Origin of the sequence: Niveispirillum fermenti (genome assembly GCF_048066175.1) — a bacterium.
In the GTDB taxonomy this organism is placed as follows: domain Bacteria; phylum Pseudomonadota; class Alphaproteobacteria; order Azospirillales; family Azospirillaceae; genus Niveispirillum; species Niveispirillum fermenti.
The window spans coordinates 326,413-340,756 of record NZ_JBLTXA010000001.1 but is presented as its reverse complement, the minus strand read 5'-3'; the positions used below and the strand labels follow the sequence as shown (position 1 = coordinate 340,756).

Sequence of the window (14,344 nt, the reverse complement as noted above, 5' to 3'; positions counted from 1 at the left end):
CGGCGCTGGAGTTTCAGGTGCGCAGCTCTGCCATCATCGCCCTGCTGATCGTCAGTCTCGACGCCATGGGACTCGGCCTCATCATGCCGGTCCTTCCGACGCTTCTGCGCGAGCTTGTACCGGCGGAGCAGGTCGCTGGTCACTATGGTGCTTTGCTGTCACTCTATGCGTTGATGCAGGTCATCTTCGCGCCCGTGCTTGGACAGTTTTCAGATGCTTACGGTCGGCGTCCGGTGCTTCTGGCTTCTCTTGCGGGGGCCGCAGTCGATTACACGATTATGGCATCAGCGCCGGTCTTATGGGTTCTCTATATCGGCCGAATCGTTTCTGGCATCACGGGAGCAACCGGAGCCGTAGCTGCCTCAACCATTGCCGATTCGACGGGGGAAGGTTCTCGCGCACGCTGGTTCGGCTACATGGGGGCCTGTTATGGAGCAGGCATGATTGCCGGGCCAGCACTTGGTGGCATGCTCGGTGGTATTTCTGCCCATGCTCCGTTTATCGCCGCTGCCCTTCTCAACGGCTTCGCGTTCCTGCTTGCCTACATTTTTCTCAAGGAGACTCATCACAGCCATGGCGGGGCCGGAAAGCCGGTTCGTATCAAACCATTCGTTCTGTTCCGGCTGGATGATACATTGCGCGGGCTAGCTGCACTTTTCGCAGTTTTCTTCATTATTCAACTGATCGGCCAAGTGCCTGCGGCCCTGTGGGTCATCTATGGCGAGGACCGTTTTCAGTGGGACACCACGACTGTTGGTTTGTCGCTTGCGGCGTTTGGAGCAACACATGCAATCTTCCAAGCGTTTGTTACCGGTCCGCTTTCAAGCCGGCTTGGAGAGCGGCGCACGCTGCTCTTTGGCATGGCTGCGGATGCGACTGGCTTCATTCTTCTGGCTTTTGCCACGCAGGGATGGATGGTGTTCCCGATTTTGTTGCTGCTTGCCGCCGGAGGTGTTGGCATGCCGGCCTTGCAGGCAATGCTTTCAAATAATGTCAGCAGTAACAAGCAAGGAGCTTTACAGGGAACGCTTACAAGCCTCACCAATCTAAGCTCTATCGCGGGACCGCTTGGCTTCACGGCACTCTATTCTGCTACCATAGGAGCATGGAACGGTTGGGTTTGGATTGTCGGCGTGATCCTCTATTTAATATGTCTGCCAATACTACGCAGACCTTTCGCAACTCATTGTGATTGAGTCATGGCGAATTGGTATGCGTAGACTTACGGGGAATGACGGATTAAATCCGTTGAGCCATCATCTCCTCTCGGGGCGAGTGCCGATGATGACCTTAGTTCACACTCTCGCCGTCGCCGAATATCTGAACTTCCGCCACGCCGCCAATGCGCTCGGCGTGGCGCAATCCAGCGTCAGCGCGCGCGTGAAGGCACTGGAGGAAGACCTTGGCATCCTCCTGTTCGAGCGCCATGCACGAGGTGTCCGACTGACCGAGGCCGGTCGCCACTTCGTCGAGCGGATCGCGGCCGGTGTCGATCTATTGGACCATGCGATTAAGACCGCTGGCATGGCGGCAGCCGGAGAAAGCGGCCGGCTTCGCATCGGAATCCATGCCCTAATCCCCCGCAGCTTCCTAGCAAAGCTGATCGGCCGATACCGCAAGGATCACCCCGGCGTTGAAGTCGAAATCACCGAAGGCCCAGCCCGTGAAGCGGTGGTGCAGCTTCGCGCCGGCAGGTTGGATGTGGCGTTCGTCGCGGGCACGCCCCAACTACCCGACTGCCATTCCCGTCGCACATGGACCGAACCGCTCTTGGCGGTGCTACCGGAACGACATCCGCTCGCCAAGCGGTCAGCCGTCACATGGCCCGATCTGGCAGGCGAGACGTTTCTTGTCCGGCGTGGCGGCACTGGGCCGCAGGTTCATAGCCATATCGTGCTACGCCACGCCGAGCACTGGCCTGCGCCGTCGATCCTGCGCTTCGACGTGGGGCGTGGCACCCTTTTGTCCTTGGTCGGACAGGGCTTCGGCATCACCATCGTCAGTGCGGCCACGGCGCTGTTGCCGTCAACCGGCATTGTCTTCTTGCCCTTCGCCGACGAGCCGGAGCCGGTCGCCTTCTCGGCTGTCTGGTCGCCGTCCAACCGCAGCACGGCGCTTCGCAACCTGCTCAGCCTCGCCAACGACATGGGCCGACAGGTCTGCACGAATTCGGTACTGCCACGGATAGCGAGGGCGTGAGCTGCAAGTCCATCGGCACCGTACAATTATCCAGCAGCAAGTTCGCTGTGGTTGAAAAGAGCCATAAATGCACCCTTGTCCCGTGGAGACAGGTCATCAACCGCCAGCTCGGCAGCGAGGTCATGCATTATGCAGGGTGGATCGGTATCGTGGCAGTTGCGCGAGCAGATAGGACTGGCGGTATAGGATCAACGCTATATTCGGCTTCCTCTCAACATCATAGCGAACCGAAGTAGTCGCATAAGCCGCCACCGTCAGGAACTGTTACTGCCATCGCCGGAAAGCGACACTTGCATTAACGCCGCCAAAGCCGAATCCGTTGGAAATGGCATGTTCCATGACAATAGGACGTGAAGATTGATGAACGAGGTCGATACCTGCGACCGCAGGATCGGGGTTTGCTAAATTTCTCGTTGGGGGAGCGATTTGATCCCGTAGGGCGAGTATCGTGAAAATCGCCTCAATGCCGCCTGCGGCACCAAGTAAGTGTCCGGTCGCCGATTTCGTGGCGCTTACCGCCACGTCATGATTGCCAAAAACGGATTTTATCGCCGCTATTTCTCCACGATCCCCTACGAGGGTGGAGGTCGAATGAGCGTTCAAATGCTGAATATCGTCTGGCTTCAACCCGGCACTCTGGAGCGCGATTTTCATCGCACGGGCCGCACCTCGACCGTCCTCTGGACCGGCAGTCATATGGTGTGCATCAGCGGTAGTGCCGTATCCTACCAATTCGGCTATGGGCTTGGCACCCCGAGCGAGGGCATGTTCCAATTCCTCTATGACGATCAGACCCGCCCCTTCGGACATTACGAAACCATCGCGCCCGGCGTCGAACGGCCTCGACGCCAGTTCCGGGGTAGTATTGTAGCCGGTGGATAGTGCTCGCGCGGCAGCAAATGCCCCGAGACTAACCTTGTCAATGCATGCCTCTGCCCCGCCGCACAGAGCGATGTCGGCCTCGTTGGAGCGTATCAACCGCGCGGCGTCGCCGACGGCCTGAACGCTAGCGGCGCAGGCGGTTACAGGCGTGCCAATAGGACCTGTAAATCCATGCCTGATGGTAACCTGTCCTGCCGCGAGGTTGGCAAGAAACGATGGCACGGTAAACGGTGAGAGCCTCCGTGCTCCCCGTGTATCCGTTATGCGAACTGCCGAAGCGATAGCAGGAAACCCGCCTATACCAGAGGCGATAACTGTCGCCGTGCGCTCACGTTCGTAGTCGCTGGTGGGATGCCATCCCGCCGTTTCAAGAGCCTCCTTCGCGGCCGCAAGTGCAAACACAATGAAGCGATCCATTTTTCGTTGATCCTTTGTGTCAACGATCAAGTCGGGATCAAAACCGGCTTCGGAATCTTCAATCAGGCTAGGAACGAGTCCGCCGATTTTCACCGGTAGATCGTTGGAAATTTCATCGGGCAAACTCCTGATTCCCGATTTCCCGTCGAGAAGTCTTTTCCAGCTTGTTTCGATGCCAGAACCAAGAGGGCCAACTAAACCCATGCCGGTTACAACAATTCGGCGCATTGGATTATTCCGTTTCTTTTTCTGAGCTTATTTGCTTCACGCGATTTATGACGCGCATCGTTTCCTCTGTTGCGGCGGGGCCTGCCAGAAGAACGGTGTTTTCAGGAGTGATTGCTTCTCCTGTATTCGCGTCGATGATAACGGCGGTCCTCTCCCATCCGGTTTTCTTGTCTCCAAGGCGCATGGCTATTTCATTGGGCGCAAGGTTCCGGTTCCCCCATGCAAACAGGGCGATTGCTACCGGATAAAAATCTCGCCCCTTGTCGGTAAGGACGTATTCAAATCGAGGCGGATGATCATTGTATCGTCGCCTTTCAAACAGTCCTTCCGCCGTGAGATGCTTCAATCGCCTCGCCAAAATGTTCGCGGAAATTCCGAGGTTTTTCTCGAATTCATCGAATTTGCTCAACCCTTGGAAGGCGTCTCGCAGGATCAAGATGCTCCACCAGTCACCGACGCTTTCCAGCGCTCGGGCTGCGGGACATTCGGATGACAGAAAGCTTGTTCGTTGCATGGCACATCCATAATGATGTAACTTCTATTATGCAAGTTACATCTATGACAGCGGCGACATGACGCGAGGGCCATCCAATGCGTCCGTTGCGGCGATTCGCCCCGCCAGTTGCGCAGCGGCGATCACCCGGCCGGATGGCGGTGAAGGCAACCCGTCCTATTTGCCGCCGATAGTATCCGGCAGCCCTCCCGCAGCCCCTTTCCTGTTGCCTGTCCCAATTTTGCCTACTCTCTGATCGGCTCCGTCTCTTTTGCCGACTGGAGCCTGCATTGCGCGGAGGACGAATCCTTTGGGGCCAAATCGCTGTCGTCTTCACCATCGTTCTGGTGATGGTGTGGGCAGCGACGCAATGGACGGCGTTTCGCCTCGGCTTCCAGCCGCAGCTTGGAGCGCCATGGTTCGAGCTGGCGGGTCTGCCGGTCTATTATCCGCCCGCGTTTTTCTGGTGGTGGTTTTCGTTCGACGCCTACGCGCCCGCGATCTTCGTCGAGGGCGGCATCATCGCGGTATCGGGCGGCTTCCTCGCCATCGCCGCCGCCATCTTCATGTCGATCATCCGGGCGCGGGAAGCACGCAACGTCGCCACATATGGATCGGCGCGATGGGCCGAGGATCGGGAAATCCGCGCGGCGGGGTTGCTCGGCCCCGATGGCGTGGTGCTCGGCCGTCATACCCAAGACTATCTGCGCCATGACGGTCCCGAGCATGTCCTATGCTTCGCCCCGACCCGGAGCGGCAAAGGTGTCGGATTGGTGGTGCCGACGCTGCTGACATGGCCCGCATCCGCCATCGTCCACGACATAAAAGGGGAAAACTGGACGCTGACAGCCGGCTTCCGGGCGAAGCACGGCCGCGTCCTGCTGTTCGATCCGACCAACGCCAGATCGTCCGCCTACAACCCGTTGCTAGAGGTGAGACAGGGCGAATGGGAGGTTCGGGACGTTCAGAATATCGCGGATATTCTGGTCGATCCCGAAGGCAGCCTCGACAAGCGCAACCATTGGGAAAAGACCAGCCATAGCCTGCTTGTCGGCGCGATCCTGCATGTTCTCTATGCGGAGAAGGACAAGACGCTGGCAGGCGTCGCCAACTTCCTGTCCGATCCACGCCGCCCGGTCGAGGCGACCTTGCGCGCCATGATGGATACGCCGCATCTCGGCGAGGCTGGCGTTCATCCCGTGATCGCGTCGTCGGCCCGCGAGCTGTTGAACAAGAGCGAGAACGAGCGCAGCGGCGTGCTGTCCACCGCTATGTCGTTTCTCGGCCTCTACCGCGATCCGGTGGTGGCGCGGGTGACGGCGCGCTGCGACTGGCGCATTGCCGATCTGGTCGGCAGCCGCCAGCCCGTCACGCTCTATCTGGTCGTGCCGCCGTCCGACATAAACCGCACCAAGCCGCTCATCCGCCTGATCCTCAACCAGATCGGCAGGCGGTTGACCGAGGAATTGACCACCTCCAGCAAGCGCCATCGCTTGCTGTTGATGCTGGACGAGTTTCCGGCGCTCGGCCGGCTCGACTTCTTTGAATCGGCGCTCGCCTTCATGGCGGGCTACGGCATCAAAGGCTTCCTGATCGCGCAGAGCCTCAACCAGATTGAACGCGCTTATGGGCCGAATAACGCCATTCTCGACAACTGCCATGTTCGCGTCAGCTTCGCCACGAACGACGAACGCACCGCCAAGCGGGTGAGCGATGCACTCGGCACCGCGACTGAGTTGCGCGATTCCACCAACTATGCCGGGCACAGATTAGCCCCGTGGCTCGGGCATCTGATGGTGTCGAGGCAGGAGACGGCCCGGCCGCTGCTCACGCCGGGCGAGATCATGCAGCTTCCGCCAACGGACGAAATCGTCATGGTGGCGGGCACGCCGCCGGTCCGCGCGACCAAGGCCCGCTACTACGAGGATGCGCGGTTTCAGGAACGCATCCTGACCCCGCCCGATCTGGTCGCCGCTCCGCTGGCGCCCAGCCCATCCGCCGATGACTGGTCCGGCCGCGTGGTTGCGGCGGAAAATCGTTCCGCGACGGTCGCGGCAGACGGGGCCGAGGGCGATCCCGCCAATGCCGGCATCCGCCGCGAGCCGGAATTGCCGGAGCATGAGGAAATCGTCGCGTCGGTGCAGCCGCCCGAACAGGAGTTCGAGTTTCTGGACGACGAGCCAGACGTTGACGCGGCCAAGGCCCGCGCCATGCGCCAGCGCATGAGGATGGTCGCGCGGCAGGTGGCGCTGAACCCCGATGATGGAATCGAGCTTTGAGGACACGCCCATGACCACACGCACCCGCCTGAATATCTATTTCGACCCCGCGCTCATTCCGCAGATCGAGGCGATGGCGCTGCGCCGCTCGGTGGCGCTGCGCCGCAATGTCTCGAAATCCGCCATCGTGGAGGCGGCGGTCATGTCCTACCTGTCCGGCGATGCCGACGACCAGCTTGAAGCCGCCATGTCGCGCCGCTTGGACAAGCTCGGCCGCCAGATCGACACGCTCGACCTAGATCTCGCCGTCCTCGGCGAGACGGTCGCGCAGTTCATCCATTTCTGGATGACGATCACCCCGCCGCTCACGGGAGCCGCACAATCCGCTGCCCGTGCCAAAGGCGCGGAGCGGTTCGAGGGCTTCATGCAGAATCTCGGCCGGCGTCTGGCGACCGGCGACAGGTTCCTCAAAGAGCTGTCGCGCGACCTCGACTCACTTCCCGACGATCCGTTGCCGGACGAGTCCGAGAGCAACGGCGATCAAGAGTAAGTATTCGGACCCATCCTATTTACCGCCGTTCGCCGCCGATCACCGCACGCAGCTAGATACTTGTTGAACCGGCCCAATTCCGGGCTTTCTTAATCGACCCCGATCCGGGGACCGCCTGTTGCGCCCCGCCAGAAAGCCGGGGCCGACATGACCACCAACCACCACAGACAGGAAGCGATCCAGCGCGGCGCGCGCATGTTGCGCACCGCGCTCGGCCCCGCAATCGCCCGGCTGCTCGAAGACCCGGCCGTGGTCGAGGTGATGTTGAACCCGGACGGCCGCCTTTGGGTGGACCGCCTGTCCGAAGGACTTTCCGACACGGGCGAACGGCTGTCCGCCGCCGATGGCGAACGCATCGTGCGGCTGGTCGCCCATCATGTCGGCGCGGAGGTTCATGCCCGCAGCCCGCGCGTCTCGGCCGAACTGCCGGAAAGTGGCGAGAGGTTCGAGGGGCTTCTGCCGCCCGTGGTCGCCGCGCCGGCCTTCGCCATCCGCAAACCCGCCGTCGCGGTGTTCACGCTCGACGACTATGTGGCGGCGGGCATCATGTCCGCCGAGCAGGCGGAAACGCTGCGCGAAGCCGTCGCAGCCCGCGCCAATATCTTGGTGGCAGGCGGCACCAGCACCGGCAAGACCACGCTGACCAACGCGCTGCTCGCCGAGGTGGCAAAGACGCAGGATCGCGTCGTCATCATCGAGGACACGCGCGAGCTGCAATGCGCCGCGCCCAACCTTGTCGCCATGCGGACGAAAGACGGCGTGGCGACGCTTTCCGATCTGGTCCGTTCCTCGCTGCGCCTGCGCCCCGACCGTATTCCCATTGGCGAGGTGCGCGGTGCCGAAGCCCTCGACCTGCTCAAAGCATGGGGAACGGGTCATCCGGGCGGCGTCGGCACCATTCACGCCGGCACTGGCATCGGCGCGCTTCGTCGCCTTGAACAGCTCATCCAAGAGGCTGTCGTCACCGTCCCGCGCGCACTCATCGCCGAGACTATCGACCTTGTTGCCGTCCTTTCCGGGCGCGGTTCCGCGCGCCGGCTCGCCGAGCTTGCCCGCGTCGAGGGGCTGGGGCCGGACGGCGACTACCGCATCAGGCATCCCATCCCTTCGACAATCCCCACCAGCACAGGAGAATCTTCATGATCCGCACGCTCACGCGCGGCTATCGCTTCGCCGCGACCGCCGCATCCACCCTTGCCATCAGCCTCATGCTCGCCCCGGCCGCCCATGCGTCCGGTTCGTCGATGCCGTGGGAACAGCCCTTGCAGCAAATCCTCCAGTCCATTGAGGGGCCGGTCGCCAAGATCATCGCCGTCATCATCATCATCGTGACGGGCCTGACCCTCGCGTTCGGCGATACCAGCGGCGGCTTCCGTCGCCTGATCCAGATCGTTTTCGGCCTGTCCATCGCGTTCGCCGCATCGAGCTTCTTCCTGTCGTTCTTCTCCTTCGGCGGCGGGGCGCTCGTTTGATGGCGGGCGGACTCGAACAGCTCGACGCGGTGCCGGGTTTCTCGATCCCGGTCCACCGGGCGCTGACCGAGCATATTTTGCTCGGCGGCGCACCGCGCTCCATCGCGATTCTGAACGGAACGCTGGCCGGGGCCGTTGGCCTCGGCCTGCGCCTCTGGCTGGTCGGCATCGCCATTTGGGCCATCGGCCATTTCGCAGCCGTATGGGCGGCGAAGCGCGATCCCCAATTCGTCGAGGTCGGGCGTAGGCATCTGCGCATCCCCGGCCATCTGGCGGCGTGAGGGCGCGGCCATGATGAACCTTTCCGAATATCGCCGCACCGCCACCCGGCTCGCCGACTATCTGCCATGGGCCGCGTTGCTCGGCTCCGGCGTCGTCTTGAACAAGGACGGCAGTTTTCAGAGGACCGCGAAGTTTCGCGGTCCCGATCTGGATTCCGCTGTCGCCGCCGAGCTGGTCGCCGTCGCCGGCCGCATCAACAACGCCGTGCGCCGCCTCGGCTCCGGTTGGAGCATCTTTGTCGAGGCGCAGCGCAACGAGGCCGCAACCTATCCCGACAGCACCTTTCCCGATCCCGCATCGGCGCTGGTCGATGCCGAGCGCAAAGCCGGGTTCGAGGAAGCAGGCACGCATTTCGTGTCGGGCTATTTTCTGACCTTCCTCTGGCTGCCCCCGGCCGAGGAAGCCGCCCGCGCCGAAACATGGCTCTACGAGGGCCGCGAGAAAACCGGCGTCGACCCGTGGGAGCTGCTGCGCGCCTTCATCGACCGCACCGACCGCGTGCTGGCCTTGCTCGACGGCTTCATGCCGGAGTGCCGTTGGATGGATGACGGCGCGACGCTAACCTATCTCCATTCCACCATCTCGACCAACCGGCATCTCGTGCGCGTGCCCGAGGTGCCGATGCACCTCGACGCGCTGCTCGCCGACCAGCCCTTGACCGGCGGGCTGGAGCCGCGCCTTGGCGACGCGCATCTGCGTGTCCTGACCATCGTGGGATTCCCGACCGCGACGACGCCGGGCCTGCTCGACGAAATGAATCGCCTGCCGTTCCCCTACAGGTGGAGCACGCGGGCGATCCTGCTCGACAAGACCGATGCGACGCGGCTGCTGACTCGCATCCGCCGCCAATGGTTCGCCAAGCGCAAGTCCATCGCCGCGATTCTGAAAGAGGTGATGACGAACGAGGCGTCCGCGCTGGTGGACACCGACGCGGCCAACAAGGCGCTCGACGCCGACATGGCCTTGCAGGAACTCGGCGCGGACGTGGCGGGCATGGCCTATGTCACGGCCACCGTCGCCGTATGGGATGCCGACCCGCGCATTGCCGACGAGAAGCTGCGCCTGGTCGAGAAGATCGTTCAGGGCCGCGACTTCACCGCCATGCCCGAGAGCGTCAACGCAGTTGACGCATGGCTCGGCAGCCTGCCCGGACACGCCTACGCCAATGTCCGCCAGCCGCCTATCAGCACTTTGAATCTCGCCCACATGATCCCGCTGTCGGCGGTGTGGGCGGGGCCGGAACGGGACGAGCATTTCGGTGCGCCCCCTTTGCTCTTTGGAAAGACCGAAGGCTCAACCCCGTTCCGGTTGTCTTTGCATGTCGGCGACGTAGGGCACACCCTTGTCGTCGGCCCCACGGGGGCGGGCAAGAGCGTGTTGCTCGCCCTCATGGCTTTGCAGTTCCGGCGCTATGCAGGATCACAGGTGTTCGCCTTCGACTTCGGCGGCAGCATCCGCGCCGCGTCGCTCGCCATGGGCGGCGACTGGCACGATTTGGGCGGCGGGCTGACAGAAGGGGCCGAGGCGTCCGTTTCGCTCCAGCCGCTTGCCCGCATCCACGACACCTATGAACGCGCATGGGCGGCCGACTGGATCGCCGCCATCCTCATGCGCGAAGGCATCGCCATCACGCCCGAGGTGAAGGAATATCTTTGGACGGCGCTGACTTCGCTCGCCTCGGCACCGGTCGAGGAACGCACGATCACCGGCCTTGCGGTGCTGCTGCAATCCAACGATCTGAAACAGGCGCTCCGGCCGTTCTGCGTCGGTGGGGCCTATGGCCGGCTGCTCGACGCCGAAGCCGAACATCTCGGCTCGGCCGATGTGCAGGCGTTCGAGATCGAGGGCCTTGTCGGGACCGGCGCGGCCCCGGCCGTCCTGTCCTACCTGTTCCACCGCATCGGCGACCGGCTCGACGGCCGACCCACGCTGCTCATCATAGATGAAGGCTGGCTCGCGCTCGACGATGAAGGTTTCGCCGGCCAGCTCCGCGAATGGCTGAAAACGCTGCGCAAGAAAAACGCCAGCGTCATCTTCGCCACGCAAAGCCTGTCCGACATTGACGGCAGCAACATCGCACCCGCGATTATCGAGAGCTGCCCCACGCGGCTCCTGCTGCCGAACGAGCGCGCCATCGAGCCGCAGATTACCGAGATTTATCGGCGCTTCGGATTGAATGACCGGCAGATCGAAATCCTCGCAAGGGCCACGCCCAAGCGGGATTATTACTGCCAAAGCCGCAGGGGCAATCGCCTGTTCGAGCTTGGCCTGTCCGAAGTCGGCCTCGCACTCTGCGCCGCATCCGCCAAATCCGACCAGACGCTCATTGCGCAGATCGTCGCCGAACACGGCCGCGACGGCTTCCTCGCCGCATGGCTGCGCGAGCGCGGCGTCGATTGGGCGGCCGAACTGATCCCAAACCTCACCAATCTTGCCGACCGGCCGGAATCCGCCGCGCCGGCCCGGCTCGATACCACACAGGAGATTCTTCCATGACCTATCCCAAGTTCGTCGGGGCCTCGGCCCTTGCACTGGCGCTCGCCGTGCCCGTCGCGCTGTCGCCCATGCTGGCGAGCCCGGTCCATGCGCAATTCGGCTTCGACCGCATCGTTTATGACCCGAGCAACTATGCGCAGAACGTGCTCACGGCAGCGCGCACGCTGGAGCAGATCAACAACCAGATCACCAGCCTCCAGAACGAGGCGCAGATGCTCATCAATCAGGCCCGCAATCTGGCGAGCCTGCCATATTCGTCGCTCCAGCAGCTCCAGCAGAACGTCCAGCGCACGCAGCAGCTTTTGGGGCAGGCGCAGAATATCGCGTTCGAGGTCGGGCAGATCGACCAAGCGTTCCAGAGCCAATATGGCAATGTCTCGCTATCGGCGACCGACGCCCAGCTTGTCGCCGATGCGCGCGGCCGCTGGGAGAACACGGTCGGCGGCTTGCAGGACGCCATGCGCGTGCAGGCGGGTGCGGTCGGCAATATCGACGGCAACAGTGCCGAGATGGCCGCGCTGGTCGGCCAGAGTCAGGGCGCAACCGGCGCGCTGCAAGCCACACAGGCCGGCAATCAGCTTCTCGCGCTCCAGTCGCAACAGCTTTCCGACCTGATCGCGGTCATCTCGGCGAACGGCCGCGCCGATGCGCTCACGGAGGCCGAGCGCGCGACCGCCGCCGAACAGGGCCGCATCCAGCGCGAGCGGTTCCTGACGCCCGGCAGCGGCTATCAGCCGGGCAACGCGCAGATGTTCAACGGCAACAACTGACGGGGAGGCTCGCCATGGACGGCAAGATGCTGGCCCGGCTCGGGGCCGTTGTATTCATCGCCATCGCCGTCACGGCGACCGCAATCGACATGGCGCGGAAGGACGAGCCTTCCGCGCCGCCCCCGGCCTCGGCCTTCCAGTCCCCGGCTGATCCGCTGCGCGAAACCCTGCGCCGCTGCCAGCAGCTCGGCGAGGCGGCGGCGAGCGACACCGATTGCCTCGCCGCATGGGCAGAATCCCGCGACCGCTTCCTCGGCCGTGACCGCAGCGAGGCGCGCTGACCATGGGCAACACGGGCGTCATCGACTCGTTTCTAGGCGTATTCACCTCCTACATCGACAGCGGTTTCGGCCTGCTCGGCGGCGAAGTCGCCTTCATCGCCACCACCCTGATCGTCATCGACGTGACGCTCGCCGCCCTGTTTTGGGCATGGGGCGCGGATGACGACATCATCGCGCGGCTAATCAAAAAGACCCTGTTCGTCGGCGTCTTCGCCTACATCATCTCCAACTGGAACAATCTCGCTCGGATCGTTTTCGAGAGCTTCGCCGGCCTCGGCCTGATGGCGTCGGGCACCGGCTTTTCCGTCACCGATCTGATGCGGCCGGGCCGCGTGGCGCAGACCGGCCTCGACGCCGGCCGCCCGCTGCTCGACTCCATTTCCGACCTGATGGGCTGGATCGCCTTCTTCGAGAACTTCATCCAGATCGCGTGCCTGTTGTTTGCGTGGGCGCTGGTTGTGCTCGCGTTTTTCATTTTGGCGATCCAGCTTTTCGTGACGCTGATCGAGTTCAAATTGGTGACGCTCGCCGGCTTCGTCCTCATCCCCTTCGGGCTGTTCGGCAAGACCGCGTTCATGGCCGAGAAGGTCTTGGGGAACGTAGTATCGTCCGGCATCAAGGTCTTGGTCCTCGCCGTTATCATCGGCATCGGCAGCACCCTGTTTTCGCAATTCACCGCCGGTTTCGGCGGGGCAACCCCGACTATCGACGACGCCATGGCGATTGTGCTGGCAGCCCTGTCGCTGCTCGGCCTCGGCATCTTCGGTCCCGGCATCGCCAACGGCATCGTCTCTGGCGGCCCGCAGCTTGGCGCGGGTGCTGCCGTGGGAACCGGGCTTGCGGTCGCAGGCGCAGCCGTCGCCGCTGGCGGCGGGGCCATGCTCGCCGCCAAAGGCGGTGCCGCTGCCCTGTCCGGCGGGGCCGCGGCCGTCCGCGGCGGTGCGGCCACCGCGGGCGCGGCGACCGCTGCCTACAGCGTCGGCTCGCTCGGCCAGTCCGGCGCGGCCGGTGTCGCTTCCGGCCTCGGCGGCGTCGCGCGTGCCGCAGGATCGGCGGCTATCTCGCCCCTCAAACGCGCCGCCGCGCGCGCCAGCGAATCCGTCAAATCCAGCTTCTCCGCTGGTGCGAAAGCCGGTTTCGGCGCGTCGGGCGGCAGCTCCACCATGGGCACAGTCGGCGGCGCGAGCGCCGATCCCACCGCAGCAGCATCCGGCCCGGCCGGCAGCCCGCCCGCATGGGCGCAGCAGATGCGCCGCTCGCAGGCAATGAACCACGGCACCACCATGGCCGCCCATGCGGTGCGGTCTGGCGACAGCCACGGTTCCGGTTCCTCCGTCAACCTTTCCGAAAGTGACCGCTCATGAGCATCTTCAAACGACCAGCAACCCATTACGGCAAATCGCCGGAACCCGAGACGCCCTATCAGAAGGCCGCGCAGGCTTGGGATGAGCGTATCGGCTCGGCCCGCGTGCAGGCTCGCAACTGGAGGCTCATGGCCTTCGGCTCCCTGATCCTGTCTGCCGGCTTCGCCTCGGCGCTGGTCTGGCAGACCGCGCGCGGGACCGTGGTGCCTTGGGTCGTGCAGGTGGACAATCTCGGTCAGGCGCAGACCGTCGCGCCCGCCAATGCCGACTATCGCCCGACCGATCCGCAAATCGCTTTTCATCTCGGCCGCTTCATCGAGCAGGTCCGCGCGATCCCGGCCGACGCGATCATTGTCCGTCAGAACTGGCTTCGCGCCTATGAGTGGACCACGGATCGCGGCGCGGCGGCGCTCAACGATTACGCCCGTGCCAATGATCCCTTCACCCGCGTCGGCCGTCAGCAGGTCGCCGTCGAGGTGTCCAGCGTCATCCGGGCCTCGCCCAACAGCTTCCGCGTGGCTTGGACGGAAAGGCATTTCGAGAACGGCCAGCTTTCCACCACGGAACGATGGACGGCCATCCTCACCATCGTCATCCAGCCACCGCGCGACGCCGAACGCCTGCGCGCCAATCCGCTGGGAATCTACGTCAATGCAATTTCATGGTCGCGGGAGATGAGCCAATGAAACGC

The 14,344-nt window shown here is 63.4% G+C and carries 14 protein-coding genes and 1 pseudogene; 13 read left to right on the top strand and 2 right to left on the bottom strand.

The genetic code is table 11. The annotated features are described in order from the left end of the window. Positions 1–17: 17 nt before the first annotated feature. From tet(G) to ACM9LZ_RS01520, 3 genes and pseudogenes are all read left to right on the top strand, one after another. Positions 18–1,196, top strand: coding sequence for a tetracycline efflux MFS transporter Tet(G) (gene tet(G) / locus ACM9LZ_RS01530; protein ID WP_416617563.1), 1,179 nt, complete (start codon positions 18–20; stop codon positions 1,194–1,196). A gap of 16 nt (positions 1,197–1,212) precedes the next feature. Next, positions 1,213–2,199, top strand: a complete 987-nt coding sequence (locus ACM9LZ_RS01525) for a LysR family transcriptional regulator (protein ID WP_465122999.1) — start codon at positions 1,213–1,215, stop codon at positions 2,197–2,199. After that, positions 2,169–2,385, top strand: a pseudogene (locus ACM9LZ_RS01520) (DUF3363 domain-containing protein); the annotation flags it as partial. The gene ACM9LZ_RS01525 and the pseudogene ACM9LZ_RS01520, both read left to right, overlap by 31 nt. A 78-nt stretch (positions 2,386–2,463) precedes the next feature. On the opposite strand, the gene fabF reads toward ACM9LZ_RS01520, so the two are convergent. Then, on the bottom strand, positions 2,464–3,726 hold the full coding sequence (gene fabF, locus ACM9LZ_RS01515) for a beta-ketoacyl-ACP synthase II (RefSeq protein ID WP_416617561.1): 1,263 nt from the start codon (positions 3,724–3,726) through the stop codon (positions 2,464–2,466). A gap of 4 nt (positions 3,727–3,730) precedes the next feature. After that, positions 3,731–4,240 carry a winged helix-turn-helix transcriptional regulator gene (locus ACM9LZ_RS01510; RefSeq protein ID WP_174835064.1) on the bottom strand — a complete coding sequence of 170 codons (510 nt, stop codon included), beginning with the start codon at positions 4,238–4,240 and terminating at the stop codon, positions 3,731–3,733. Positions 4,241–4,509: 269 nt separating this feature from the next. Here ACM9LZ_RS01510 and ACM9LZ_RS01505 point away from each other — a divergent pair, with 269 nt between their 5' ends. From ACM9LZ_RS01505 to trbF, 10 genes are all read left to right on the top strand, one after another. After that, the gene (locus ACM9LZ_RS01505) at positions 4,510–6,498 is read left to right on the top strand and encodes a conjugal transfer protein TraG (RefSeq protein ID WP_416617560.1); all 1,989 of its coding nucleotides are present in this window, start codon (positions 4,510–4,512) and stop codon (positions 6,496–6,498) included. Between the two features lie 10 nt (positions 6,499–6,508). Beyond that, positions 6,509–6,988 (top strand): CopG family transcriptional regulator, encoded by a 480-nt coding sequence (locus ACM9LZ_RS01500; RefSeq protein ID WP_171009991.1) that lies wholly within the window; start codon positions 6,509–6,511, stop codon positions 6,986–6,988. Between the two features lie 147 nt (positions 6,989–7,135). Next, positions 7,136–8,131, top strand: a complete 996-nt coding sequence (trbB, locus tag ACM9LZ_RS01495; RefSeq protein ID WP_416617559.1) for a P-type conjugative transfer ATPase TrbB — start codon at positions 7,136–7,138, stop codon at positions 8,129–8,131. Further along, positions 8,128–8,460 carry a TrbC/VirB2 family type IV secretion system protein gene (locus tag ACM9LZ_RS01490; RefSeq protein ID WP_021696279.1) on the top strand — a complete coding sequence of 111 codons (333 nt, stop codon included), beginning with the start codon at positions 8,128–8,130 and terminating at the stop codon, positions 8,458–8,460. Before trbB ends, ACM9LZ_RS01490 begins: the two co-directional genes overlap by 4 nt. After that, on the top strand, positions 8,460–8,741 hold the full coding sequence (locus ACM9LZ_RS01485; RefSeq protein WP_416617558.1) for a VirB3 family type IV secretion system protein: 282 nt from the start codon (positions 8,460–8,462) through the stop codon (positions 8,739–8,741). The genes ACM9LZ_RS01490 and ACM9LZ_RS01485 overlap by 1 nt, the downstream gene beginning before the upstream one ends. Before the next feature lie 10 nt (positions 8,742–8,751). Continuing rightward, positions 8,752–11,238 (top strand): conjugal transfer protein TrbE, encoded by a 2,487-nt coding sequence (gene trbE / locus ACM9LZ_RS01480; protein WP_416617557.1) that lies wholly within the window; start codon positions 8,752–8,754, stop codon positions 11,236–11,238. Next, positions 11,235–12,008 carry a P-type conjugative transfer protein TrbJ gene (trbJ, locus tag ACM9LZ_RS01475; RefSeq protein WP_416617556.1) on the top strand — a complete coding sequence of 258 codons (774 nt, stop codon included), beginning with the start codon at positions 11,235–11,237 and terminating at the stop codon, positions 12,006–12,008. The genes trbE and trbJ overlap by 4 nt, the downstream gene beginning before the upstream one ends. Positions 12,009–12,022: 14 nt before the next feature. Continuing rightward, positions 12,023–12,289 (top strand): putative entry exclusion protein TrbK-alt, encoded by a 267-nt coding sequence (gene trbK-alt / locus ACM9LZ_RS01470; protein ID WP_416617555.1) that lies wholly within the window; start codon positions 12,023–12,025, stop codon positions 12,287–12,289. 2 nt (positions 12,290–12,291) lie between these two features. Continuing rightward, positions 12,292–13,653 carry a P-type conjugative transfer protein TrbL gene (trbL, locus tag ACM9LZ_RS01465; RefSeq protein WP_416617554.1) on the top strand — a complete coding sequence of 454 codons (1,362 nt, stop codon included), beginning with the start codon at positions 12,292–12,294 and terminating at the stop codon, positions 13,651–13,653. Further along, positions 13,650–14,339: a conjugal transfer protein TrbF gene (gene trbF, locus ACM9LZ_RS01460; protein WP_416617553.1), complete on the top strand. Its 690-nt coding sequence runs from the start codon at positions 13,650–13,652 to the stop codon at positions 14,337–14,339. The genes trbL and trbF overlap by 4 nt, the downstream gene beginning before the upstream one ends. The last annotated feature ends 5 nt before the right edge of the window (positions 14,340–14,344 follow it).

Coding starts and splice junctions, on each gene's coding strand:
- ACM9LZ_RS01485 (WP_416617558.1), top strand. CDS start 8,460: ATGGCGGGCGGACTCGAACAGCTCGACGCGGTGCCGGGTTTCTCGATC.
- ACM9LZ_RS01500 (WP_171009991.1), top strand. CDS start 6,509: ATGACCACACGCACCCGCCTGAATATCTATTTCGACCCCGCGCTCATT.
- ACM9LZ_RS01525 (WP_465122999.1), top strand. CDS start 1,213: ATGCGTAGACTTACGGGGAATGACGGATTAAATCCGTTGAGCCATCAT.
- trbL (WP_416617554.1), top strand. CDS start 12,292: ATGGGCAACACGGGCGTCATCGACTCGTTTCTAGGCGTATTCACCTCC.
- fabF (WP_416617561.1), bottom strand. CDS start 3,726: ATGCGCCGAATTGTTGTAACCGGCATGGGTTTAGTTGGCCCTCTTGGT.
- ACM9LZ_RS01510 (WP_174835064.1), bottom strand. CDS start 4,240: ATGCAACGAACAAGCTTTCTGTCATCCGAATGTCCCGCAGCCCGAGCG.
- trbF (WP_416617553.1), top strand. CDS start 13,650: ATGAGCATCTTCAAACGACCAGCAACCCATTACGGCAAATCGCCGGAA.
- trbB (WP_416617559.1), top strand. CDS start 7,136: ATGACCACCAACCACCACAGACAGGAAGCGATCCAGCGCGGCGCGCGC.
- trbK-alt (WP_416617555.1), top strand. CDS start 12,023: ATGGACGGCAAGATGCTGGCCCGGCTCGGGGCCGTTGTATTCATCGCC.
- trbE (WP_416617557.1), top strand. CDS start 8,752: ATGATGAACCTTTCCGAATATCGCCGCACCGCCACCCGGCTCGCCGAC.
- trbJ (WP_416617556.1), top strand. CDS start 11,235: ATGACCTATCCCAAGTTCGTCGGGGCCTCGGCCCTTGCACTGGCGCTC.
- ACM9LZ_RS01490 (WP_021696279.1), top strand. CDS start 8,128: ATGATCCGCACGCTCACGCGCGGCTATCGCTTCGCCGCGACCGCCGCA.